The following is a 25,032-nucleotide window of genomic DNA, read 5'->3' on the forward strand; positions in this document are numbered from 1 at the left end:
TTATAATGCGCCCTCGTTGTCACAGAGCAGTCGCAAGACAGCTCAGGCACGCCGCGCGGAGCGGTAGTTCAGTTGGTTAGAATACCGGCCTGTCACGCCGGGGGTCGCGGGTTCGAGTCCCGTCCGCTCCGCCATTTATCTCCTCCCCCTTGTTTTCGATATCCCCTTTTTATTTCCAGCTTTTTCTCAGCTATCTGAGCTGATTTGTTTTCGCCGTTCGCCCGGGCTTGTTCCGTGCCAGCGCTGGTATGCCTTGTGAAAGGCCGGCGGGTTGGCAAAGCCCAGCAGCCAGGCAATTTCCGCCAGTGATGTATCGGTTTCCTTCAGGTAATCCTCTGCCAGTTGTTTGCGGGTGTCGTCCAGCAGTTGCCGGAACCCGGTACCCTCGGCGCTCAGTTGCCGTTGCAGGGTCCAGGCCGTGGTGCCCAGCCGGGCCGCCAGTGTTTCCAGCGTAGGTGTTTCACCCCGCAGCAGGGGGGTTAACAGATGGCGCACCCGGTCGGCCACGCTCCAGCCTTTGCGGATTTGCCGCAGCTCCCGTTCACAGACTCCTGACAGCTTCTCGTACATGCCCTCATGGGCCTGGGACGGGCTTTGTCGCCACACGCTTTCCTTGAAGCGGATGGCGTTTTCCCGGGCGCCGAACTCTACCGGGCAGCGAAACCAGCTTTCGAACACGTCGTCCAGGCCAATGGATGGATACTCTATCCATACCTTTTCCAGCACGTCGTAGCGGCCGGTGATATGCCGGGCCAGTTGGGTCCAGGCGGCCAGTATGGAATCCACCACAAAGTAGTTGTACGGGTTGTAGGGCTGGATCGAGTAGAAGCGCACGGTACGCTGCAATTCATCGACCGAGGGTTCGCCCCGGGAATTCTGGCTGGTGAGCAGGGAATAGCGAATCAGGCTACGGAAGGCCTGGCGCACCGAGCTGGCAGTTTCTGCGGCCAGTCCGGCCATGCCGGCGTCCACCGGCCGAGTCAGGGCGCCCATGCGCAGGCCCAGGGCGGGATTGCCGGTTGCGGTGATGGCAGCATGGCCAAGACGCATAAAACGGGGGATGCTGATGCGGGCATCAGCCGAGGCCAGTGCAGCATCATCCAGCCGGAACCTCGCTTTCAGTTTGTCGATATTGCCGCCTTCGGCTTCGGTTGCGCGCAGCAGTACTGCCGCATACAGCAGGCTGATATCGCCGAGGGCGTTCTGCTTAGGGGGTGTATTTTCAGGCATGCCGGTATTATTGCTGTTATTTAAAGATAATAAAATGTTTGGTTTGGATATTGTTGGCGCCTTCGGTGCTGGGTAGTGTAGGCCCATAACAACGGGAGCCTCGACATCCCGCCTGATAATCCGATGAGGAGCACCGCAATGACCGCAACACCTGGCACCAGCAAGTACCCGCACCTGCTTGAACCCCTGGACCTGGGCTTTACCAAGCTTCGCAACCGCACCCTGATGGGCTCCATGCACACGGGCCTTGAGGAAGTGAAGGGTGGTTTCGACCGGCTTGCGGCATTCTATGCCGAGCGTGCCCGTGGCGGCGTTGGTCTGATTGTGACCGGCGGCATCGGCCCCAACAGCGAAGGCGCGGTGTTCCAGCACGCGGCCAAGATGAGCACCGAGGAAGAGTCTGACAAGCACAAGGTGATCACCCAGGCCGTGCACGAGGCCGATGGCAAGATCTGTATGCAGATCCTGCATGCTGGCCGTTATGCCTATTCTCCGGAGCTGGTAGCGCCCTCTGCTATCCAGGCACCCATCAACCCGTTCAAGCCCAAAGAACTTGATGAAGCGGGTATCCAGAAGCAGATTGACGACTACGTGAACTGTGCCGCCCTGGCCCAGCGCGCCGGCTACGACGGCGTCGAGATTATGGGCTCCGAGGGTTATTTCATTAACCAGTTCATCGTCAAACACACCAACCACCGCACCGACCAGTGGGGTGGCAGCTATGAAAACCGCATTCGCCTGCCGATTGAAATCGTGCGCCGTGTGCGTGAGCGGGTGGGTGAGAACTTTATTATTGTGTACCGCCTGTCCATGCTGGACCTGATCGAAGACGGCAGCACCTGGGAAGAAGTGGTGCAGCTGGCCAAGGAAATCGAAAAAGCCGGCGCCAGTATCATTAACACCGGTATCGGCTGGCACGAAGCCCGCGTGCCGACCATTGCCACCTCGGTACCCCGCGGTGCCTTTACCAAGGTAACCGCCCACCTGAAAGGCGAGGTAAGCATTCCGCTGGTGACTACCAACCGGATCAATATGCCGGACGTGGCCGAGAAGATCCTGGCTGAGGACGATGCCGACATGGTCTCCATGGCCCGGCCGTTCCTGGCGGATGCCGAGCTGGTACTGAAAGCAGCCGAAGACCGTGCCGAGGAAATCAACACCTGCATCGGCTGTAATCAGGCCTGCCTGGACCACACCTTCAGCGGCAAGCTCACCACCTGCCTGGTGAACCCGCGCGCCTGTAACGAAACCCTGCTGACCTATGTGAAAACTGCCCAGCCCAAATCCATCGCGGTGGTGGGTGCAGGCCCCGCTGGCCTGGCCTTTGCCAGCGTAGCCGCAGAGCGTGGCCACAAGGTGACGGTGTTCGATGACGGCAGCGAGATTGGCGGCCAGTTCAACGTGGCCAAGCGGATTCCGGGTAAGGAAGAGTTCTACGAAACCCTGCGTTATTTCCGGGTGATGCTCGATAAGCACGGCGTGGATGTTCGCCTGAACACTCGGGTCAGTGCAGACGACCTGAAAGCCGGTGGCTTTGATGAAGTGGTTATGGCCACCGGTGTCGAGCCTCGTACCCCCGATATCGAAGGTATCGACCATCCGAAGGTGATCGGTTACCTGGATGCCCTGATGGGTCGCAAGCCGGTGGGTCAGCGTGTCGCGGTAATCGGTGCCGGTGGTATCGGCTTTGACGTGTCCGAATTCATTGTGCACCAGGGCGAATCGCCGTCCCTGAACACCGAACACTTTATGAAAGAGTGGGGTGTCGACCTGACCGTGGCGCATCGTGGTGGTATTCAGGGCGTGCAGCCGGAAGTCCCGGCCCCGGCCCGTGAAGTGTTCCTGCTGCAGCGCAAGGCGTCCAAGGTCGGTAAGAACCTGGGCAAGACCACCGGCTGGATTCATCGTACATCCCTGAAGAACCGCAATGTGCAGATGGTTCCGGGTGTCTCTTACCGCAAGATTGACGACGAAGGCCTGCACATCACGGTTACGCCCAAGGGCGCAGAGCAGGGCGAAGACAAACTGCTGCCGGTGGATACCATCATCGTGTGTGCCGGCCAGGAACCCTTGCGCGAACTGCAGGCAGGCCTTGAAGCCGCAGGCCTGCCGGTGCACCTGATTGGTGGTGCCGATGTTGCCGCCGAGCTGGATGCTAAGCGGGCAATTGACCAGGGCAGCCGCCTGGCAGCGGAGATCTGATCACAAATCGTTGCAGTTTTTCTCTGTGTTTTGGGGCCGGTCTGGCTAGACTATGGAAATCCGGCAAGGGGGTAGGGAACCCTCGGGCCGGCCCTGTCGTTCGAATAACAAGTTACAAGCATGGAGAAGGTTGATGGTCAGTGCCGCCCAGGCAGCCGAGGGTAACTCAGCTGTCTTCTTGATGGATGGTAGCCAGGTTTCCCGGCAGATGCGTTGGTCGGAGTTTGGTGCCTTCCTGGATGGCTATGTTGGGCTTTCGGACCTTGCCGAAACCGATGTGCGCGCCGTGCTGGTCAATCTCAATCCGGACCTGACGGTGGCGTCCCTGGTGTTCTTCCGGATCTGGTTTGACGAAGAAGGCCGCGCAGACAGCAGTTGGAACGTGCCCATCGAAGCGCTGGCGGAAAAGGGTGCCAAGGGCCCAGACCTGGGCGGTGGCGCTATCCGCCTGGTGTGTCGCAGCCAGTGTCCGGACCCTGCTTTTGCAGAGGAACTCTGGGACCCGGATATGACCCCGGGCAGCAACCATTTCCACTCGATTCGCAAGGCTGTTGAAGCCAATACCCTGCATTTCCGCCAGGCCGAGCCGGCAGAAGAGAATATCCCTGTTCTGGTGAATTCGTCGTCTGCGGCCACCGACGAGCGTGTCGATATCGAACGTGCCCGCCTGGCCCAGGTGCTTCGGGAGCAACGGCTGCGCATCAAAACCCTGCAGAGCGTGCACCGGGATGCAGTGTCTGACCTGCAGCGTGACCATCGCCTGGAGATGCAGGCTTTGCGTTCGGAGATGACCGAGCTGGACCAGAAGTACGAACGGCTTCGGGTCAGTAAGGAGCAGCTCAAGAATCGCCTGCAGGAGCGTAATGAGCAATACCTCGCGCTACAGGAGCAGCTGGGTAAAGAGGCCCCGGCCGATCCGGAAGCAGGGCCCGACGTTGAGGGCGGCAAATCGGATGCCGAAACGGTCCTGCTGAGGGAGCAGCTGGAGCGCAAGGAGCGGGAGCTGGAGCTGCGGGAGGAAAGGCTGGTTGCCCTCGAACAGGAAAACCAGGAACTCAGAAATCGCGAAGTGCCGGAAGATTCGCTGCTGGAACAGTTGCGAAACCAGGTGGTGTTCCTGGTGGCTTATCACCCGGGTGTCGGCCACATTACACTGCCGTACGATGATATCGAAACTTACTTTGCCAATCCCCAGGCCTACGCCGCTGACCAGTGCGGCATGAACGAGGCCGCCTACCGGGAGTGGCTGGCCCACTATGAAAACCCGGTGTGCAACCATGCCGATACCGACGGCAATGCGTGCGGTGAACCGATCATGAGAGTGTCCCAGCCGGCGGATTTCGAGGCCGGCAAAGACGACCGCTGCGAACAGCATAAAGCCTGATCCCGCGAAGTTTTTTCAGTATCCGCCCGAGTTTCGTTAAACTGTGGGTCTGTTCGTCTCATTCAGACACCACGGGATACTTCATGGACCAGTTCAGGAATATCGGGATTATCGGGCGCATGGGCAGCGTCAAGGTAGTTGAGTCGCTGCGCCAGCTGAAACAGTACCTGACCGCAAACAACTACCACGTCATTATCGAAGAAGACACCGCGACCATGATTCCGGGCCACGGCCTGCAGGTGGCCAGCAAGAAGCTCCTGGGTGAAATCTGTGACCTGGTAATCGTGGTCGGTGGTGACGGTAGTTTGCTGGGTGCCGCCCGGGAAATGGCCAAGGCCAAGATTCCGTTGCTGGGTGTTAACCGGGGTCGCCTCGGATTTCTGACCGATATCTCCCCCAACGACCTAGAAGAGCGGCTGGCCCAGGTGCTGGCCGGTGACTACATCGAAGAATCCCGGTTTCTGCTGGACGGCCACGTAGAGCGCAACGGCCAGCCTCTTGGCTATGGCTCTGCCCTGAATGACGTGGTGCTGCACCCGGGCAAGTCTACCCGGATGATCGGCTTCGACCTGTTTATCGACGGCCACTTTGTTTACAGCCAGCGCTCTGACGGCCTGATTGTAGCCACGCCCACCGGTTCGACGGCTTATTCACTGTCTGCCGGCGGTCCGATTATGCATCCCAAGCTGGATGCCGTGGTGCTGGTGCCCATGTTCCCCCATACCCTCAGCAGTCGCCCGATCGTGGTGGATGGCAAGAGCGAGATCAAACTGGTGATCGGCGAGACCAACGAAACCTATCCGCAGATCAGTTTCGATGGCCAGATGAACATTTCCTGTGCGCCGGGTGACATCATTCGCATCACCAAGAAGCCCTTCAAGGTTCGGCTGATTCACCCCACCGACCACAACTTCTACGCCACCTGCCGTGACAAGCTGGGCTGGGCAAGCACGATTACAGCGAGTTGAGTATGGCGGGTTACGACATTATCGGCGACATCCACGGTTGCGCTAATACGCTGCAGCGGCTGCTGGATCAGATGGGCTACCGCAAGGTGAACGGGGTTTACCGGCACCCGAAGCGGCAGGCAATTTTTATTGGTGACATTATCGACCGCGGCCCGCGCATCCGCGAGGCCCTGCACCTGGTGCGGGATATGGTGGAGCATGGCGCTGCCCGTATTGTCATGGGCAACCATGAGTACAATGCGCTGGGTTACTGCACCCGGGCCCGCCCGGGCAGTGGCAAGCAGTTCCTTCGGGAGCACAACCCGCGGCATGACCGGCTGATCAAGGAAACCCTTGAGCAGTTTGATGCGTATCCTCATGAGTGGAATGAATTCCTGGAATGGTTCTATACCATTCCGCTGTTCATCGACGATGAGGATTTCCGGGTGGTGCATGCGTGCTGGGACCAGGACCTGATCGACAAGTTCAGGCAAAACCAGGGCGGAGCCTGCATTGATGAGGACTTCCTGCATGCCTCTGCAGCGATCGAGTCGTTTGCCGGGCAGGTGATGGATACCTTGCTGCGGGGAACCGACCTGCGCTTGCCGGAAGGCATGTCGATTACCGGCAAGGACGGTTATGTACGGGAATTCTTCCGCACCAAGTTCTGGGCCGATGATCCGAAAACCTACGCCGACGTGGTGTTCCAGCCAGACCCGCTGCCCCCGGAAGTGGCCCGTATGGAGCTGACGGATGCCGAGTACCGGCAGCTGATCACCTATCCGCTGGATGCGCCCCCGGTGTTTGTGGGCCATTACTGGATGGATGGCAAGCCGGCGCCGCTGAAGACCAATGTGGCCTGTATCGATTACAGTGCGGTGAAGTACGGCAAGCTGGTGGCGTACCGGATGGACGGCGAAGACGTGCTGTCGAAAGACAAGTTTGTCTGGGTGGATGTAGACCGGCCGGAACAGCCGGATTATCCCACCAGTGAAGACAGTGTGGCACGCTGAGGCGGGGAGAGCAGGTGGATAACGAAAGGTCTTACCCGATTACCCCGGACGGCCGCTGGCAGCCCGCGCCTCGCCACGCCCCGTTTGTGATCGCAACCATAGTGATCGCGGTGGTGATGGTGTGGTTTACCGGCATGGGCCAGAACGCCCTGGCGGCAAACCTGATGTTTGTGGATCCCCGGCCATTCAGTTGGGAGGTGTTCAGCTCGCTGGCTGGCCGCCTGGAGGCGCTGTCGGCGTCCCTGGCCAGTGGCCAGGTGTGGCGGCTGATTACCCCGGATTTCCTGCACTTCAGCTGGACCCACATCATCTTCAACTCGGTGATGTTGTGGTTTCTGGGCAGTCAGATTGAGTGGATAGACGGCCGTGCCCGGCTGGCGGTGCTGTTTGTGGTGGCAAGCCTGCTGTCCAATGGCCTGCAGTACCTGGTGTCCGGCCCGCTGTTTGGTGGCTTGTCCGGTGTGGTGTACGGCATTCTGGGTTACTGCTGGATGAGCCAGCGCAGGCGCCCGCGTTTCCAGTTCCCGCCGGCACTGGTGACCTTTGCGCTGGTGTGGATGGTGATCGGCTTTACGCCGTTGCCGGAAATGCTTGGCCTTGGCCGCATGGCCAACGAAGCCCATCTGGGCGGTTTTGTGGCAGGGTTGCTGGTGGCCGCGTTGTCGCCCTTGCGGGGCAAGCGCTGGCGATAAACCAAAAAAAAAGCCCCACCGGAAGGTGGGGCATAAAAAGAGCGTTTTAGCTCCTGATGAGAGAGACCAAATGATACGACCGTCTGTCATTTGGTGAATTAATGATAATTGTTATCATTTGCGTCTGTCAAACGGATTTGCCGATTTTTCAATGAACAAATTTTCAGGAGGTGGGCAATGACCTACGAAGAGTTGATCGAGCGGCTGGATCCGAACGTGTACCGCAATCTGAAACAGGCGATTGAGCTGGGCAAGTGGCCGGACGGCCGTGCCATGACCCGTGAGCAGCGGGAAATCAGCCTGGAAGCGGTGATCTATTACGAAGAAAAGCACAAGGTGCCGGAAGAACAGCGTGTCGGCTACCTCGACCGGGGTGAAAAGGCGGGTACCGCCTGTGACCCGTCTGTGCAGTTCCGCAAGGATCGCCAGGGCAACGATGATGTCGATCCGGATCAGTTTGTAGAGGTCAAGGTTTGAGCGACTCCATTGATGTAACCGGCCGTCTTCGCAAGATGCCGGCCGAAGCCGGCGACCCGGTAGCCTATACCCTGGCGGTGGGCGATACCCGCATTCCGCTGAATGATCTGGTAGGGCGCAAGGTCCGGCTGGATTTTGATGGCGTGATCCGCTGTATCCATTGCGATCGCACCACCAAGAAGAGTTTCAACCAGGGCTATTGTTACCCCTGCTTCCGCAAGCTGGCAGCTTGTGACAGCTGCATCATGAGCCCGGAAAAGTGCCATTTTCACCTGGGCACCTGCCGGGAGCCGGAATGGGGCGAAGCCAACTGCATGGTGGAGCACGTGGTGTACCTGGCCAATTCCAGTGGCCTGAAGGTGGGTATTACCCGGGGCTCGCAAGTGCCTACGCGCTGGATTGACCAGGGCGCGGTGACGGCGATCCCCATGCTGCGGGTTTCCAGCCGGTACCTTTCCGGGCTGGTAGAAGTGGCGTGCAAGAGCCATGTGGCCGATCGCACCAACTGGCGGGCCATGCTCAAGGGCAATGTGCCGGAGCTGGACCTGGCTCAGGAGCGCCAGAGAATCCTGGAGCTGATCGAAGACGACCTGGCGCAATTGCGTGCAGAGCACGGCGAAGACAGCATCCGGATTGTGGACGAGGCCTCACTTGGGCTGGGTTATCCGGTTCAGGTATGGCCGGCGAAAGTGAAAACCCATAATCTGGATAAAACGCCGGAAGTGGAAGGGCTGCTTGAAGGTATCAAAGGGCAGTACCTGATGCTGGACACCGGGGTGATCAATATCCGCAAATTTACCGGCTATGAAGTCCGGTTCCGGGTTCTCGACTGAGCCCGCCATGTCTTTTGTCTGGAGAGTATGAATGCGAACCAACCAGCCACAAACCATTTACCTGAGTGAATACAAGGTTCCTGCGTATCTGGTTGACCACGTGGATCTGCGTTTCGAATTGTTTGAAGACGGCGCCCGGGTGCACAGCACCCTGTCTGTGCGTCGTAACCCTGAGTCTGCGGAGGCCGGTGCCCCCCTGTTCCTGCACGGCGACAGCCTGAAGCTGGAGTCGGTGGCGCTGAATGGCTCAGCGCTGGCTGCCGGTGATTTCGAAGACCGTGGCGATGCGCTGATCGTGCCTTCGGTACCGGCGCAATTCGAATTGCAGGTGGTTACCTGGATCGAGCCGCAGAACAATACCCGGCTGGAAGGTTTGTACAAGTCGTCCGGAATGTTCTGTACCCAGTGCGAGGCCGAGGGCTTCCGGTGCATTACCTTCTACCCGGATCGCCCGGATGTGATGGCCCGGTTCCGCACCCGGATTGAAGCCGATAAAGGCGCTTACCCGGTACTGTTGTCTAACGGCAACCCGGTAGCGCAGGGCGAGCTCGAAAACGGCCGCCACTTTGTCACCTGGGAAGACCCGTTCCCCAAGCCGGCTTATCTGTTCGCGCTGGTCGCCGGAGACCTGGTAGAGAAAAAAGACACCTTCACCACCTGTTCCGGCCGTAACATTGACCTGCGAATGTACGTGGAGCCCCGCAACGCGCAGAAGTGCGATTTCGCCATGGACGCCCTCAAGCGCTCCATGCGCTGGGATGAAGACGTCTACGGCCGCGAATACGACCTGGATATCTTCATGATCGTGGCGGTGGATGATTTCAACATGGGGGCCATGGAAAACAAGGGGCTGAATATTTTCAACTCGTCCTGCGTGCTGGCCAGCCAGGACACGGCGACCGACGCCACCTTCCAGCGTATCGAAGCCATTGTCGCCCACGAGTACTTCCACAACTGGTCCGGCAACCGGGTTACCTGCAGGGACTGGTTCCAGCTGAGCCTGAAAGAGGGCTTTACGGTATTCCGGGATTCCCAGTTCTCCGCCGACATGGGATCGCCAACGGTCAAGCGCATTGAAGACGTTACCCTGTTGCGCACCGCACAGTTCGCGGAAGATGCCGGCCCCATGGCCCATCCGGTGCGGCCCGCGTCATACATGGAGATCTCCAACTTCTACACCCTGACCATCTACGAGAAAGGGGCGGAAGTGGTACGGATGATTCACAACCTGCTTGGCGACGAACTGTTCCGCAAGGGCAGTGATCTGTACTTCGAGCGCCACGATGGCCAGGCGGTGACCACGGATGATTTCGTCAAGGCCATGGAAGATGCGTCCGGCCGCGACCTGAGCCAGTTCCGGTTGTGGTACGAACAGGCAGGCACGCCGGTGGTTAGCGTGGAAGATGACTACGATGCGGATAAGGGTGTGTATGGCCTGACCATCCGCCAGAACATTCCCGACACGCCGGGGCAGACCGGCAAGAAGCCTCAGCACATTCCGTTCGCCATGGGCCTGCTCGACAGCAAAGGCCAGCCGTTGCCGCTGAATATCAGCGCTGGCGAACAGGACGGCCCGCTGGAGCGGGTGCTGGAGCTGACTGAGGCCGAGCACCGTTTCGAATTCCATGGCCTGGCTGAACGGCCGGTGCCGTCCCTGCTGCGGGATTTCTCGGCGCCGGTGCGGGTGCAGTATCCGTGGAGCCGGGAACAGCTGTTGTTCCTGATGAGCCACGATCCGGACGGCTTCAATCGTTGGGATGCGGGCCAGCGCCTGGCCGTGGATGTTATCCAGTCTCTGGTGGGTACGCCGGAGCAGGCCGAGGTTGAGCCGCGGCTGGCGGATGCCTACCGTAAATTGCTGAACGATGCCTCTCTGGACCAGGCGCTGGTGGCCAAGATGCTGTTGCTGCCGTCGGAAGCCTACCTGGTAGAACTGGCGGAGCAGGCCGATGTGCCGGCTATCCACGCGGCCCGGGAGCGGGTGTTGAAGCACCTGGCACAAGAGCTGAAAGATGACCTGCTGGCCTGTTACCAGCGCAACCGGGAGCAGGGCGATTACCAGCTGGGCCCGGATGCCATTGCCCGTCGCAGCCTGTGTAATACGGCACTGGGCTGGTTGATGAGTATTGACGATGAGCGGGCCCGGGAGCTGGCGTTAGAGCAGTTCCGCAGTGCAGACAATATGACGGATCGCCTGGGTGCCTTGCGGGCGCTGGTCAATTCCGGCTTTGCAGCAGATCGTGAGCAGGCCCTCGAGAGCTTCTACCAGCGCTTCAGCGATGATCCGCAGGTGGTGGAGCTCTGGTTCTCGGTACAGGCGTCCAGCGGCCAGGCCGGCCAGCTGCCACACATCCTGCAGCTGCTGGAGCATCCGGCCTTTGACTGGAAAAACCCGAACAAGGTGCGCTCCGTAGTGGGTGTATTTGCCGGCCAGAACCTGGCGGCGTTCCATAATCCTGATGGCAGTGGCTATCAGTTCCTGGCCGGGCAGGTTTGCCGCCTGGATGACAGCAACCCGCAGATTGCCTCACGCCTGGTGACGCCGTTAACGCGCTGGCGGAGGTTCGCACCTGCCTACTCCAGCCAGATGAAAGCGGCACTGGAAGGCATCCGGGACAAAGATAACCTGTCCCGTGACCTTTACGAAGTTGTGCACAAGAGCCTGGCAGGCTGATCTGCTGGCGGGGCCCGTGCCAGGCGCGCGGGCCCGCGCTGGCTGTGTATCTGTATGTGTTTTTTCCACCGTCGTCACACCCTGATACAAAATCGCACTTTCGGTCGATAGACAATGTTGCTCAATCGGCTAATCTGTTGGAAAGTCTGCGATTGCATCAGACCATAACAATAAAGCCCGACAGAGGCTTCCAGACGGAAAGGTTGCACAATGAGATACAACAAAAACGTTCTTTTGGGTGGGCTGCTGGCAGCTTCCTTCGCCGCATCCCCCGTTTACGCGGCTGTGTCTGCTTCAGAAGCAGCACGGCTGGGTAATGACCTGACCCCTTTCGGTTCGGTCAAGGCCGGAAACGCCGATGGCACCATCCCGGCGTGGGACGGTGGCCTGACAGAGCCTCCGGCCGGCTATCAGGGCAGTGGCCAGCACCATATCAACCCGTTTCCGAATGACCAGGTGCTGTTCACCATAAATGCGTCCAACATGGACCAGTACAGCGAGCACCTGACCGATGGCCAGAAGGCCATGTTTGAAACCTACCCGACGACCTTTCAGATTCCGGTTTACCAGTCCCGCCGTACCCATGCGGTTCCTGACTGGGTTGCCGAGAACACCCGCAAGAACGCAGTGAATGCGGAAGTGGTTGGTGAGGCTGAAGGCCTTGATGGCGCCTTCGGTGGCTATCCTTTCCCGATCCTGCATGGCAATAACGAAGAAAAAGCCTGGCAGGTGATCTGGAACCACCTGACCCGCTGGCGCGGTATATCCCTGACCCGTCGTTCCAGTGAAGTGGCCGTGCAGCCCAACGGGGATTACGGCCTGGTGACGTCCCAGCAGGAAGCCTTTTTCAACTTCTACAGCCCTGAAGGCAGCGAAAAAGACCTCGATAACATCATTTTCTACTACCTGTCTTTCACCCAGTCTCCGCCTCGCCTTGCCGGTGGTGCGATCCTGGTTCATGAAACCCTGAACCAGATTGTCAGCCCCCGTAATGGCTGGGGTTATAACGCCGGGCAGCGCCGTGTGCGCCGGGCACCCAACCTGGGTTACGACTCCCCGATCGCGGCGGCCGATAACCTTCGGACGGCCGACGACACCGATATTTTCAACGGTGCCATGGATCGCTATAACTGGAATTACGAAGGGATGCGGGAAATCTACGTGCCCTACAACAACTACAAGATTGGCGAAAAGGGCACTCCGTATTCCGAGATTCTGGGTATTTCCCACCTGAATCCTGACCTTACCCGCTGGGAATTGCACCGGGTGCACGTGGTTGAAGCCACCCTCAAGGATGGTGAGCGCCACATCTACGCCAAGCGTCGTTTCTATGTCGATGCCGACAGCTGGAACACTCTGCTGCTCGACCAGTACGACGGCCGTGGTGAGCTCTGGCGCGTAACCATGGGTATCGCTAAGAACTATTACGACATGCCGGGTGTGTGGACAGCACTGGACGTGTACCACGACCTGCAGGCCCGTCGTTACCATGTTCTGGGCCTGGATACCGAAGAACCCAACACCCGAGTGTTCACTGACGACGTGCCCAGCAAGCGTTACTTCTCGCCGGCTTCCCTGCGCAGACGAAGTGTACGCTGAGTTTTGGCGCGGGCTCAGGCCCGCGCCGGCAGCTTTCTGATCTAACCAACGTAAAGGCAATCTGAATGGCTAATAGGTTCATGTGCGAGACACTGGGTTCTGCCTGTCTTGGCCTGTCCATGGCATTGGCAGCACCTGCGGCGTTTGCGCTGACAGATATCATCGAGACCCCGGCTTTAATGTCGGACCTGGCTCCGGAATCCCTGCTCAACGACGCCACCCGTGCGGGTGACCGCATTGTTGCCGTTGGCGAGCGCGGGCATGTGATTTACTCCGATGATGAAGGGCAAACCTGGACCCAGGCCGAGGTGCCTGTATCGGTGACGCTGAACGCCGTGGATTTTGGCAGCGACAGCAGCGGCTGGGTTGTTGGCCACAGCGGTGCGGTGCTGCATTCCGGGGATGCCGGGGCTACCTGGCAGCTGCAGTTCGATGGCCTGCAGGCGGCCGAGCTGGTGATCGAAAGCCGGGAAGAGCAGATTGCTGCGATGGAGGAGCGTATCGAACAGGCTCCGGAAGCCGAAAAGGGCGACCTGGAATGGGCGCTGGATGACCTGTTCTTTGCCCTGGAGAACGTGCAGGCAGACATGGAAATCGGCCCGGTTAACCCGTTACTGGATGTGTGGTTTGAAGACGACCAGCACGGTTTCGTGGTGGGTGCCTACGGAATGGTCCTGCGCACGCAGGATGGCGGTGAAACCTGGGAAGACTGGGGCCCGCAGCTTAGCAACCCGCAGAACTTCCATTTGAACAGCGTAGCCCGGGTAACCGGTGGTGGGCTGGTGATCGTGGGCGAAGCCGGCCAGGTGCATGTGTCCGTAGATAACGGTGACACCTGGGAGCGGCGCGAGAGCCCCTACGATGGCTCACTGTTCGGCGTGATGGGTACCGGCAAGGTAAATGAAGTGCTGGCCTTCGGTCTTCGCGGCAACACCATGTTATCGACGGATCTGGGCCGCAGCTGGACCATGGTTGCTAACGAAGGCGGCACCACCCTGAACAACGGTTCGGTTGCAGACGATGGCCGGGTCACCCTGGTGGGTAACAGCGGCGCGGTGCTGATGAGCAGTAATGGTGGCGAAAGTTTCCGCGCGCACTTCCGGAACGACCGGGAGGGTGTCATGGGTGTGGTTCCACTGAGCGGAACCAATCTTCTTCTGGTAGGCGAGGGCGGTGTGATGATCACCGATTCCCGCGGCCGGGACCTGTAACAACGCCCTGGTGTGGCATCAACGGATTTAATGGATAGAGGGGTTTTTTAATGTCTGACCCGATGCATGACAGGGGTGAACATTACCTGACAACGCCCAAGGCGGAGCCGTTCCTTGAGCGTTTGATTTTTAATAACCGGGCGCTGATTCTTATCGCGTTCTTTGTGCTGACGCTGTTCCTCGGCTACAACGCCGTGAAGATCCAGCCAGACGCCAGCTTCGAGCGGATGATTCCTCTCGAGCATCCGTACATTGTGAATATGCTCGAACACCGGGACGACCTGGAAAACCTGGGTAACTTCGTGCGTATTGCGGTTGCGGTGGAAGACGGCGACATCTTTACCGCCGAATACATGGAAACCCTGAAGCAGATTACCGACGAGATGTTCTACCTGAACGGTGTTGACCGTTCCGGCCTGAAGTCTCTCTGGACCTCCAACGTACGTTGGGTGGAAGTGACCGAGCAGGGCTTCCAGGGTGGTACCGTGATTCCGGACACCTACGACGGCACCCGCGAGAGTCTTGAGCAGTTGCGCCAGAACGTACTGCGTTCGAACGAAGTAGGGCGCCTGATTTCAGACAACTTCCGTTCCACGATTGTGTACGCGCCGCTGTACGAGACCAACCCGGAAACCGGCGAGCCGCTGGATTACGCCGCGTTCTCCAAAGAGCTGGAAGAAAAGATTCGCAGCAAATACCAGGAGCAGAACCCGGAAATCAGCATCCACATTGTTGGCTTTGCCAAGAAAGTGGGCGACCTGATTGAAGGTATCGGTTCCATTGCCTGGTTTGCCGGCATTACCATCCTGCTGACCACGTTGCTGCTGTTCTGGTACTCCCGCTGCATCGCCGGCACGCTGATCCCGGTGCTGACCTCCATCATCGCTGTGTTCTGGCAGCTGGGTACCCTCCGGCTTCTGGGCTATGGACTGGATCCGTACTCGGTGCTGGTGCCGTTCCTGGTGTTTGCGATCGGTATCAGCCACGGCGTACAGATTGTTAACGCCATGGCTGTGGAAGCGGCCAAGGGCTTTGATGCTGTAACTGCAGCCCGCCTGGCATTCCGTGCCCTGTATATCCCGGGCATGCTGGCGCTGATTTCCGACGCCATGGGCTTCCTGACCCTGGTGTTCATCGAAATCGACGTTATCCGTGACCTCGCCGTTGCCGCCGGCCTGGGTGTGGCGTTTGTAATCATCACCAACCTGGTGCTGCATGTACTGATCATGTCTTACATCGGCATTTCCAAGGGCGGTGTGCGCCATGTGCAGAACCACGGCGACAAGCAGGACCGCAAATGGCGGGTTATGTCTTACTTCTCCCACCCGGGTGTGGCACCGATTTCCCTGCTGATTGCCGTGATCGGCCTGGGCCTTGGCTTGTACTACAAGCAAGACCTGAAAGTAGGTGACCTTGACCAGGGTGCGCCGGAGTTGCGTGCAGATTCCCGCTACAACAAGGACAACGCCTACATCATCAACAACTACTCCACCAGTGCCGATGTATTGGTGGTTATGGTGAAAACCCCGGAAGAGCAGTGCACCCAGTACAACGTGCTACGCGCCATGGACAGCCTTCAGTGGCAGCTGCAGAACACCCCGGGCGTGCAGAGTTCCGCATCCCTGGCAGATGTTTCCAAGCTGGTGACCAAGGCCCTGAACGAGGGTAACTGGAAGTGGTTCGAGATTTCCCGCAACCAGACCATCATCAATGCGTCTATCCGGGATGCGCCGGCCGGCCTGATCAACACCAGTTGCGACCTGACTCCGGTGCTGGTGTTCCTGGAAGATCACAAGGCGGAAACCCTGGAAACCGTGGTTGAGCGCGTTGAAGCCTTCGCCCAGACCAACAGCAACGAAGAGCACACCTTCCTGCTGGCGGCCGGTAACGCAGGTATTGAAGCGGCGACCAACGAGGTAATTTCCAGCGCCAAGGATATGATGCTGATGCTGGTTTACGGTGTTGTGAGCTTGCTGTGCTTCCTGACCTTCCGTTCACTTCGTGCGGTGGCCTGTATCGTAATTCCGCTGGGCCTGACCTCCATTCTGTGTGAGGCGATCATGGCGGTGTCCGGTATCGGTATCAAGGTAGCGACCCTGCCGGTAATCGCGCTGGGCGTGGGTATTGGTGTCGACTACGGTATCTACATCTACGCCAAGCTCGAGAAGTTCCTGCTGGAAGGCAAGACGCTGCAGGAGGCTTACTACGAAACCCTTCGTTCGACCGGTAAGGCCGTTATCTTCACCGGCGTGACCCTGGGCCTTGGTGTAGTGACCTGGATCTTCTCGCCGATCAAGTTCCAGGCGGATATGGGCTTCCTGCTGTTCTTCATGTTCCTGTGGAACATGGTGGGAGCGATCTGGCTGTTGCCAGCACTGGCCCGGTTCCTGCTGAGACCGGACAAAATGCTGGCGAAAGCCCGCGCAGCCAAGTCTTAATGATTGGCTAAAGCCCCCGAAAGCCCGCGTAAGCGGGCTTTTTTCTTGAATACTCAGCTGGTTAGCGAACTAATCCTTTCTTTATTTATCGCCCGAAGTGTTCTATGTTTTAAAACGAACCGGATGTTTGTCCGTATTTCTGGGCGGGCAATTGATTACAACGACCAAGAAAAAGGAAGAGCACACATGACACTGAAACTCAAAGCGTCCGCTTTTGCCATGGCTGCAGCTGTTTCTCTGGGAGCTGCATCGACTGCAGTTTCTGCCCAGGAGCAGCGCTTCGTAACCATCGGCACTGGCGGTGTAACCGGCGTTTATTACCCGGCGGGTGGCGCGATCTGTCGTCTCGTGAACATGGATCGTAAGGAACACGGTATCCGTTGCTCGGTAGAGAGTACCGGTGGTTCTGTCTATAACCTGAATGCCATTCGTGCCGGCGAACTGGACCTGGCGGTTGCCCAGTCTGACTGGCAGTACCATGCCTACAACGGCACCAGCGAGTTCACTGACGCGGGCAAGAATGAAAAGCTGCGCGCGGTATTCTCCATGCACCCGGAGCCGTTCACCGTTGTTGCCAGCAAAGGCTCCGGCATCAAGAACTTCGAAGACCTGGAAGGCAAGCGGGTTTCCGTGGGTAACCCGGGTTCCGGCCAGCGCGCTACCGCAGAAGTTCTGATGAAGGAAATGGGCTGGGAGATGGACAAGTTCTCCCTGGCGGCCGAAATCAAGGCGGCAGAGCAGTCCCAGGCCCTGTGTGATGGCAACATCGATGCCTTCTTCTATACCGTTGGCCACCCCTCCGGTGCCATCAAGGAAGCCACCACTTCCTGTGACAGCGTACTGGTGAACGTGGATAACGCAGCCACCAAGAAGCTGATCGACGATAACCCGTACTACCGTAAGGCGGTTATCCCCGGCGGCATGTACCGTGGTTCCGACAATGACGTAACCACTTTCGGTGTGGCAGCTACCTTTGTGTCTTCCACCGATGTGCCGGACGACGTGGTATACGAAGTGGTCAAGGCGGTATTCGAGAACTTCGACAGCTTCAAGCGCCTGCACCCGGCGTTTGGCAACCTGAAGAAGGAAGAAATGGTCTCTGATGCCCTGAGTGCACCGCTGCACCCGGGTGCGGCCAAGTACTACCGTGAAGCTGGTCTGATCGACTGATCAGCCGGGTAGAGAGCAGAGCGGGCGCCAAGCCCGCTCTGTTGATTCAGTCAGACTGTTTTTTATTTGCAGGAACGTTCTATGGCAACGAATGACCCGGGCACCGGGGCAGGTGCGGATGCCGCAAAGGTAAGTGAGGTACTGCAGACCGAAACCGGTGGCCGTGCCCTGCAAGGCCCGGCAGCGGTGCTCCTCTTCATCATTCCGGTATGCTGGTCTTTGTTCCAGCTCTGGATCGCATCACCCCTGCCGTTCATTCTGAACTTCGGTATTTTCAACTCGACAGAAGCCCGCTCCATTCACCTGGCGTTTGCGGTATTTCTGGCGTTTTCGGCATTCCCCATGATCAAGGGGGTTCATGCCAACAAGGTGCCCATCTATGACTGGGTGCTGGCCCTGGCCGCGGCCTTTGCGGCGTCTTATCTCTACGTTTTCTACGACCAGCTGGCTACCCGGCCGGGCGCACCGATTACCGCGGATTTGTGGGTGGCAATGGTTGGCCTGGTGCTGTTACTTGAGGCAACCCGGCGGGCGCTTGGCCTGCCGTTGACGATTGTTGCAGCGGTGTTTATAGGCTATTCCCTTGCCGGCCCCTATATGCCGGATGTCATCTCCCACAAAGGGGTCAGCCTGAATAAACTGGCTTCACACCAGTGGCTGGGCACAGAGGGCGTGTTCGGTGTTGCTCTCGGGGTTTCCACCAGCTTCGTCTTCCTGTTCGTGCTCTTCGGTGCTCTGCTCGAGCGGGCGGGCGCCGGTAACTATTTCATCAAGGTGGCCTACGCCATGCTCGGCCATATGAAGGGCGGCCCGGCCAAGGCGGCGGTGGTGTCCAGTGGCCTGAGCGGTGTGATTTCCGGGTCTTCCATTGCCAACGTGGTGACTACCGGTACCTTTACCATTCCGCTGATGAAGCGGGTGGGTTTCCCGGCTACCAAGGCCGGTGCGGTTGAGGTGGCTGCGTCCACCAACGGTCAGCTGACCCCGCCGATCATGGGTGCTGCGGCGTTCCTGATGGTGGAATATGTCGGTATTTCCTACCTGGAAGTGATCAAGCATGCGATTCTGCCGGCGCTGATTTCCTATGTGGCACTGATCTACATCGTGCACCTGGAAGCCTGCAAGCTGAAGATGCACGGCATTGAACGGCCGAACCGTCCCTCCCTGGCCCAGCGCATGCTGAACTGGGTGGTGGTACTGATCGGGCTGATTGTGCTGACCTTTGCCGTCTATTACGGCGTCGGCTGGACCAAGGGTGTGCTTGGAGAGGCGGCACCCTGGGTACTTGGTCCCATCCTGGTTGCTATCTACGTGGCGTTGATTGGCTATGCCACCCGCTTCCCGGAGCTGGAGGAAGATGATCCGGATAAGGCCATGGATGAACTTCCGGAAGTCGGCCCTACGGTGAAAACCGGGTTGTATTACCTGCTTCCGGTGGTGGTGCTGGTCTGGTGCCTGACGGTTGAGCGATTCTCGCCCCAGCTGTCGGCGTTCTGGGCCACCCTGTTCATGGTGTTCATTGTCATCACCCAGCGCCCGCTGAAGGCGTTTTTTCGCAAGCATGGCGGCTTCATGGACGAGTTCACCGGTGGTATCGGTGATCTGTTCCACTCCCTGGCCACCGGTGCCCGGAATATGGTGGGTATCGGTGTGGCAACGGCCACTGCGGGCATTGTGGTGGGTACGGTTACCCTGACGGGTATCGGGCTGGTGATGACCCAGTTCGTGGAATTCCTGTCTGGCGGTAATTTGCTGCTGATGCTGATGTTTACCGCGGTGATCAGCCTGATCCTGGGTATGGGTTTGCCCACTACGGCCAACTACATTGTGGTGTCCACCCTGATGGCGCCGGTGATTGTGACTCTGGGGGCCCAGAACGGCCTGCTGGTGCCGTTGATTGCGGTGCACCTGTTTGTGTTCTACTTCGGCATACTGGCGGACGACACGCCGCCCGTTGGGCTGGCCGCCTACGCGGCGGCGGCCATATCCGGGGCAGATCCCATACGAACGGGTATTCAGGGCTTCACCTACGATATCCGGACCGCGATCCTGCCGTTCATGTTCATCTTCAACACCCAGTTGTTGCTGATCGGGCTGACCGGTTGGGTGGATCTGTTGATTACAGTCTTCAGTGCGGTGACCGCCATGCTGGTATTTTCTGCGGCTACCCAGGGCTACTGGTTTACCCGCAGCTACAAGTGGGAAACCGTTTTGCTGCTGCTGATTACCTTCACCATGTTCCGGCCCGGCTTCTGGTGGGATATGGTTTATCCGCCATACGAGGAACGCCAGGGCGAAGCCATCATGGAGTACGTCGAGCAGGCTGAGCCAGACGAGAAAGTGGTGTTCCGTGTTTCCGGTATGGCACTGGATGGCAGTGATACCACAACCTACACCCAACTGGAGATTCCTGCCGGCGATTCGGCAACTGAGCGGTTGTCTGCTGCAGGCCTGGAGGTGTCTGTCAGTGGCGACATGCTGGCAGTCGACTTCGTGAACTTTGGCAGTGCCGCGGAAGAAGCCGGTATCGATTTCGGCTGGAACATCGAAGCGGTGCAGGCCAAGCTCGACAGACCGCCGAAGGAAGTGATGTTCATTCCGGCCCTGTTGCTGCTTGCGTTGGTGGCCTTTGGCCAGCTCAAGCGGAAGGCCAGGGAGGATGCTCAGCCCCAGGCTGCGTAACCTGAATCGGCGTTCGTACAAACCCGGCATTGTTGCCGGGTTTTTTTCTGTTAAACTCGCCTCCAAACCGATCCGCGGTTTGTATCGCGGCAGCCGGCCACCATGTGATCTTTGGTATAGATCACCGCTGAGAAACCACAGGAGAGCATCATGCCCGTTATTACTCTGCCCGATGGCAGCCACCGTAGTTTTGCCGAACCCGTAACCGTTCACGACGTTGCCGCCGATATTGGTGCAGGCCTGGCGAAAGCCGCCCTGGCCGGAAAGGTGAATGGCAAGCTGGTCGACACCAGTTTCCTGATCGAGAACGATACCGAGCTGGCCATCGTAACGGAACGTGATGAAGACGGCGTGGATGTTATCCGCCATTCCACCGCTCACCTGATGGCGATGGCCGTACAGGAGCTGTTCCCGGGCGCCCAGGTGACCATCGGCCCGGTAATCGAAAACGGCTTCTATTACGACTTCAAATACGAGCGCCCGTTCACCAACGAAGACCTGGCGCGTATCGAAAAGCGCATGGAAGAGCTGGCCAAGCAGGATCTGCCGGTATCCCGTTCTGTGATGTCCCGGGAAGACGCGGTCAAGCTGTTTGAGAAAATGGGCGAAGAATACAAGGTGCGCATCATCGAGGATATTCCCGGTGAAGAGGACCTGTCGTTCTACAGTCAGGGCGACTTTATTGACCTGTGCCGGGGCCCCCATGTGCCCAGCACCGGCAAACTGAAGGCCTTCAAGCTGACCAAGGTTGCCGGCGCATTCTGGCGTGGTGACCAGAATAACGAGCAGCTGCAGCGGATTTACGGTACCGCCTGGGGCAACAAGAAAGAGCTCAAGGCCTACCTGAACCGGCTGGAAGAAGCCGAGAAGCGGGACCACCGCAAGATCGGCAAGAAACTGGGCCTGTTCCACATGCAGGAAGAAGCTCCGGGTATGGTGTTCTGGCACCCGGATGGCTGGTCTCTGTACCAGGAGATCGAGCAGTACATGCGGGCCAAGCAGCACCAGCATGGCTACCAGGAAATCAAGACTCCGCAGGTGGTGTCCCGTACCCTGTGGGAGAAATCCGGGCATTGGGACAAGTTCAAGGACGGCATGTTTACCACCGAGTCCGAGAAACACGACTATGCCATCAAGCCCATGAACTGCCCCTGCCACGTGCAGGTGTTCAACCAGGGCCTGAAGAGCTACAAGGATTTACCGCTGCGCCTGGCGGAATTCGGTTCCTGCCACCGGAATGAAGCTTCCGGTGCGCTGCACGGCCTGATGCGGGTGCGTGGATTTACCCAGGATGATGCGCATATCTTCTGCGAAGAAGATGCGATCCAGCAGGAAGTATCGGCATTTATCGAAATGCTGCACGAAGTCTATGCAGACTTCGGCTTTAACGAGATTCTGTACAAACTGTCTACCCGCCCGGAAAAGCGCGTAGGTTCCGATGAAGTCTGGGACAAGGCCGAGGCCGCCCTGGAAGAAGCCCTGAATCGCGAAGGCGTTGACTGGGAATTGTTGCCGGGTGAGGGTGCTTTCTACGGGCCCAAGATCGAGTTCTCCCTGAAAGATTGTCTCGGCCGGGTGTGGCAGTGTGGTACCATTCAGGTCGATTTCTCCATGCCGGGTCGCCTTGGCGCCCAGTATGTGGCCGATAATTCCGAGCGGAAAACGCCGGTTATGCTGCACCGGGCGGTGCTCGGGTCTTTTGAGCGGTTTATCGGTATACTGATCGAAGAATACGAAGGGGCTTTCCCCACCTGGCTGGCACCAACGCAGGTTGCGATCCTGAATATCACCGATAATCAGCGTGACTACTGTCAGAAACTGGCCGAAAAGTGGGATTCTTTGGGGTATCGGGTTAATGCTGACTTGAGAAACGAGAAGATCGGCTTTAAAATCCGCGAGCATACTCTTAACAAGGTTCCCTATCTTGTCGTTGCAGGCGACAAGGAAATCGAAAACAACGCCGTTGCCGTACGTACTCGCAAAGGTGAAGATCTGGGAACCTTATCGCTCGAAGCGTTTGAACAGCTGCTGGCTGACGACATTCAACGCAAGGGCAGAACCAAGACGGAGAACTGATTATTAAACAGCGAACGAATCGGGGTGGGCGCACTCCTAAAGCGCCTATCAATGAGAATATTGACGCAACTGAAGTCCGCCTGATCGATGCCGAAGGCAACCAGGTAGGTGTTGTAGCAATCGAGGAAGCCCTCCGGATGGCGGAGGAGGCAACCCTGGATTTGGTACAGGTTACGGATTCCGATCCGATCGTCTGTAAGATAATGGATTACGGCAAGAAGATCTTCGACGAGAAAAAGGCGAAGGCTGCTGCCAAGAAGAAACAGAAGCAGACGCAAGTCAAAGAGCTTAAGTTCCGTCCAGGAACTGAAGAAGGGGATTATCAGGTAAAACTACGCAACCTGGTACGTTTCCTTGAGAACGGGGACCGCGGCAAGATCACGATTCGGTTTCGCGGCCGTGAGATGGCACACCAGGAACTTGGTATGAAGCTCATGGGCCGGATTGAAGCCGATATCGAAGAGATTGCAACGGTTGAAATGCGGCCGAAAATGGAAGGCCGTCAGATGACCATGATCGTGGCTCCCCGCAAAAAGAAGTGAACCTGATCCTCTGACGGGTCCCCCGCATTGGCGGGGGATTTGTCGTTCAGGGACACAATTTGTTTTATTTAAAAATAGAATGCGGAGTTTTAAAAATGCCGAAGATGAAAACCAAGAGCGGAGCTACCAAGCGGTTCAAAAAGACCGCCACTGGCTTCAAGCACAAGCAGTCCTTCACCAGCCACATCCTGACCAAGAAGAGCCCGAAGCGTAAGCGTCAGCTGCGCGGCACCAAGCTCATCGCCAAGTCAGATGTTGCATCTATCAAGCGCATGACCGCGTGCTGATCCAGCCGCGCGAAACGTTCCTTAGAAAGTAAAGGTAGAAGGATTATAGTATGGCTCGTGTAAAGCGTGGCGTGGTAGCACGTCGTCGTCACAAGAAGATTCTCAAGCAGGCCAAGGGTTACTACGGCGCTCGTAGTCGTGTATTCCGCGTTGCCAAGCAGGCGGTTATCAAGGCTGGTCAGTATGCCTACCGTGACCGTCGCAACCGTAAGCGCGCGTTCCGTGCACTGTGGATTGCCCGTATCAACGCTGGCGCCCGTGCAAACGGTCTGTCTTACAGCCGTCTGATCGCTGGCTTGAAGAAAGCGAATGTTGAAATCGATCGTAAGGTTCTGGCTGACCTGGCCATGAACGAGCAGCAGGCGTTTGCCGCTGTTGTTGAGAAGGCCAAAGCGTCCCTGTGATCGCTTAAGCTCTTTCATCGATGACTGATCGATCCGGGTGCTTCATGTCATCGTGAATGCACCCTCTGATAGGGGAAGGGCACGCTCTTCCCCTATTTTTGTTTTAACCTACCCCATTTCTGGTTTGGAGCAGGGTCAATGGAAAACCTGGAGCAATTGGTTCAGGACGGGTTGAACGCCGTTGAAAAGGCAGACAACCTGCAGGCACTTGATCAAATTCGCGTGGAATACCTCGGCAAGAAGGGCGTAATTACCCAGCAGGCAAAGACCCTGGGCAAGCTCTCGGCAGAGGAACGCCCTGCGGCCGGTCAGAAGATCAACGAAGCCAAGGGGCAGGTTGAACAGGCCATCAATGCCCGCCGTGCGGATCTCGAGAAGGCGGCCATCGAAGCCAGGCTGGCCAGCGAATCCATTGATGTTACCCTGCCAGGCCGTGGCCAGGACCTGGGTGGCCTGCACCCGGTAACCCGCACCCTGCAGCGTATTGAAGAGATTTTTGCCCGCGCCGGTTACAGCGTGGAGCAAGGGCCCGAGATCGAAGACGATTACCATAACTTCGAGGCTCTGAATATTCCCGGGCACCACCCGGCCCGCGCCATGCACGATACCTTCTACTTCAATCCCGGTACCCTGCTGCGCACCCATACCTCTCCGGTCCAGATCCGTACCATGGAAGCCGGCAAGCCGCCGTTCCGTATGATCTGCCCGGGCCGCGTTTACCGCTGCGATTCCGACATGACCCACACCCCCATGTTCCACCAGGTGGAGGGGTTGCTGGTTGAGAAGAACGTCAGCTTTGCGGATCTGAAAAGCACGGTGGAAGAATTCCTGCGGGTGTTCTTCGAGCGTGACCTGAAAGTACGTTTCCGTCCGTCTTATTTCCCGTTCACCGAGCCATCCGCCGAGGTGGATATCGAGTGGGGCCGGGAAGCAGACGGCAGCATCAAGTGGCTGGAAGTCATGGGCTGCGGCATGGTGCACCCGAAAGTGTTCGAGCATTGCGGCATTGATGCCGAAGAATATCGTGGCTTTGCCTTTGGCCTGGGCGTAGAGCGCCTGGCCATGCTTCGCTACGGCGTGAAAGACCTGCGCATGTTCTTCGAAAACGACCTGCGTTTCCTGCGCCAGTTCCGGTAAGGCCCAGGGCAGAACGGCGTACGCAGAGCTCAGA

Annotated in this window: 19 protein-coding genes and 1 tRNA gene; 19 read left to right on the forward strand and 1 reads right to left on the reverse strand. The window is 58.2% G+C overall.

Features of this window, described 5'->3' with window-relative positions; translation table 11 throughout:
* Positions 1 to 57 precede the first annotated feature (57 nt).
* Positions 58 to 134, forward strand: a tRNA-Asp gene (locus tag AQ621_RS08820).
* 52 nt (positions 135 to 186) lie between these two features.
* Here AQ621_RS08820 and AQ621_RS08825 read toward each other — a convergent pair.
* Positions 187 to 1,230: an AraC family transcriptional regulator gene (locus AQ621_RS08825; protein ID WP_058341166.1), complete on the reverse strand. Its 1,044-nt coding sequence runs from the start codon at positions 1,228 to 1,230 to the stop codon at positions 187 to 189.
* A 138-nt stretch (positions 1,231 to 1,368) separates the two neighbouring features.
* Between AQ621_RS08825 and AQ621_RS08830 the strand changes: the two genes are divergently transcribed.
* The 18 genes from AQ621_RS08830 (at position 1,369) to pheS (ending at position 24,998) form a co-directional block, all read left to right on the forward strand.
* Positions 1,369 to 3,432, forward strand: coding sequence for an NADPH-dependent 2,4-dienoyl-CoA reductase (locus AQ621_RS08830; protein ID WP_058341167.1), 2,064 nt, complete (start codon positions 1,369 to 1,371; stop codon positions 3,430 to 3,432).
* A gap of 133 nt (positions 3,433 to 3,565) precedes the next feature.
* Positions 3,566 to 4,816: a hypothetical protein gene (locus tag AQ621_RS08835; RefSeq protein WP_058341168.1), complete on the forward strand. Its 1,251-nt coding sequence runs from the start codon at positions 3,566 to 3,568 to the stop codon at positions 4,814 to 4,816.
* An 83-nt stretch (positions 4,817 to 4,899) separates the two neighbouring features.
* The gene (locus AQ621_RS08840; protein WP_022989386.1) at positions 4,900 to 5,784 is read left to right on the forward strand and encodes an NAD(+) kinase; all 885 of its coding nucleotides are present in this window, start codon (positions 4,900 to 4,902) and stop codon (positions 5,782 to 5,784) included.
* Positions 5,785 to 5,786: 2 nt separating this feature from the next.
* Entirely contained in the window at positions 5,787 to 6,776 is a 990-nt protein-coding gene (locus AQ621_RS08845; protein ID WP_058341169.1) for a metallophosphoesterase, read from the forward strand.
* Entirely contained in the window at positions 6,773 to 7,468 is a 696-nt protein-coding gene (locus tag AQ621_RS08850; protein ID WP_082640983.1) for a rhomboid family intramembrane serine protease, read from the forward strand. The genes AQ621_RS08845 and AQ621_RS08850 overlap by 4 nt, the downstream gene beginning before the upstream one ends.
* Before the next feature lie 177 nt (positions 7,469 to 7,645).
* On the forward strand, positions 7,646 to 7,945 hold the full coding sequence (locus AQ621_RS08855) for a YeaC family protein (RefSeq protein WP_022989383.1): 300 nt from the start codon (positions 7,646 to 7,648) through the stop codon (positions 7,943 to 7,945).
* Positions 7,942 to 8,778 carry a DUF2797 domain-containing protein gene (locus AQ621_RS08860; protein WP_058341170.1) on the forward strand — a complete coding sequence of 279 codons (837 nt, stop codon included), beginning with the start codon at positions 7,942 to 7,944 and terminating at the stop codon, positions 8,776 to 8,778. The genes AQ621_RS08855 and AQ621_RS08860 overlap by 4 nt, the downstream gene beginning before the upstream one ends.
* Before the next feature lie 31 nt (positions 8,779 to 8,809).
* Positions 8,810 to 11,452 (forward strand): aminopeptidase N, encoded by a 2,643-nt coding sequence (gene pepN / locus AQ621_RS08865; RefSeq protein WP_058341171.1) that lies wholly within the window; start codon positions 8,810 to 8,812, stop codon positions 11,450 to 11,452.
* 210 nt (positions 11,453 to 11,662) lie between these two features.
* Positions 11,663 to 13,051, forward strand: coding sequence for a DUF1329 domain-containing protein (locus AQ621_RS08870; RefSeq protein WP_058341172.1), 1,389 nt, complete (start codon positions 11,663 to 11,665; stop codon positions 13,049 to 13,051).
* A 65-nt stretch (positions 13,052 to 13,116) separates the two neighbouring features.
* Positions 13,117 to 14,262: a WD40/YVTN/BNR-like repeat-containing protein gene (locus AQ621_RS08875; protein ID WP_227508279.1), complete on the forward strand. Its 1,146-nt coding sequence runs from the start codon at positions 13,117 to 13,119 to the stop codon at positions 14,260 to 14,262.
* Between the two features lie 50 nt (positions 14,263 to 14,312).
* On the forward strand, positions 14,313 to 16,700 hold the full coding sequence (locus AQ621_RS08880) for an efflux RND transporter permease subunit (RefSeq protein ID WP_058341174.1): 2,388 nt from the start codon (positions 14,313 to 14,315) through the stop codon (positions 16,698 to 16,700).
* Between the two features lie 186 nt (positions 16,701 to 16,886).
* A complete protein-coding gene (locus tag AQ621_RS08885) occupies positions 16,887 to 17,870 on the forward strand; it encodes a TAXI family TRAP transporter solute-binding subunit (RefSeq protein WP_058341175.1) in 984 nt (327 codons plus the stop codon).
* An 81-nt stretch (positions 17,871 to 17,951) separates the two neighbouring features.
* On the forward strand, positions 17,952 to 20,552 hold the full coding sequence (locus AQ621_RS08890; protein ID WP_058341176.1) for a TRAP transporter permease: 2,601 nt from the start codon (positions 17,952 to 17,954) through the stop codon (positions 20,550 to 20,552).
* A gap of 150 nt (positions 20,553 to 20,702) precedes the next feature.
* On the forward strand, positions 20,703 to 22,628 hold the full coding sequence (gene thrS, locus AQ621_RS08895) for a threonine--tRNA ligase (protein ID WP_058341177.1): 1,926 nt from the start codon (positions 20,703 to 20,705) through the stop codon (positions 22,626 to 22,628).
* Positions 22,625 to 23,170, forward strand: coding sequence for a translation initiation factor IF-3 (infC, locus tag AQ621_RS17300; RefSeq protein WP_081697581.1), 546 nt, complete (start codon positions 22,625 to 22,627; stop codon positions 23,168 to 23,170). Before thrS ends, infC begins: the two co-directional genes overlap by 4 nt.
* 95 nt (positions 23,171 to 23,265) lie before the next feature.
* Positions 23,266 to 23,457, forward strand: coding sequence for a 50S ribosomal protein L35 (gene rpmI / locus AQ621_RS08905; protein ID WP_007151842.1), 192 nt, complete (start codon positions 23,266 to 23,268; stop codon positions 23,455 to 23,457).
* Positions 23,458 to 23,507: 50 nt separating this feature from the next.
* Entirely contained in the window at positions 23,508 to 23,861 is a 354-nt protein-coding gene (gene rplT / locus AQ621_RS08910) for a 50S ribosomal protein L20 (protein ID WP_022989373.1), read from the forward strand.
* A 138-nt stretch (positions 23,862 to 23,999) separates the two neighbouring features.
* Entirely contained in the window at positions 24,000 to 24,998 is a 999-nt protein-coding gene (gene pheS, locus AQ621_RS08915) for a phenylalanine--tRNA ligase subunit alpha (protein WP_058341178.1), read from the forward strand.
* Positions 24,999 to 25,032 lie beyond the last annotated feature (34 nt).

This window comes from Marinobacter sp. P4B1 (assembly GCF_001447135.1).
GTDB lineage: Bacteria > Pseudomonadota > Gammaproteobacteria > Pseudomonadales > Oleiphilaceae > Marinobacter > Marinobacter vinifirmus.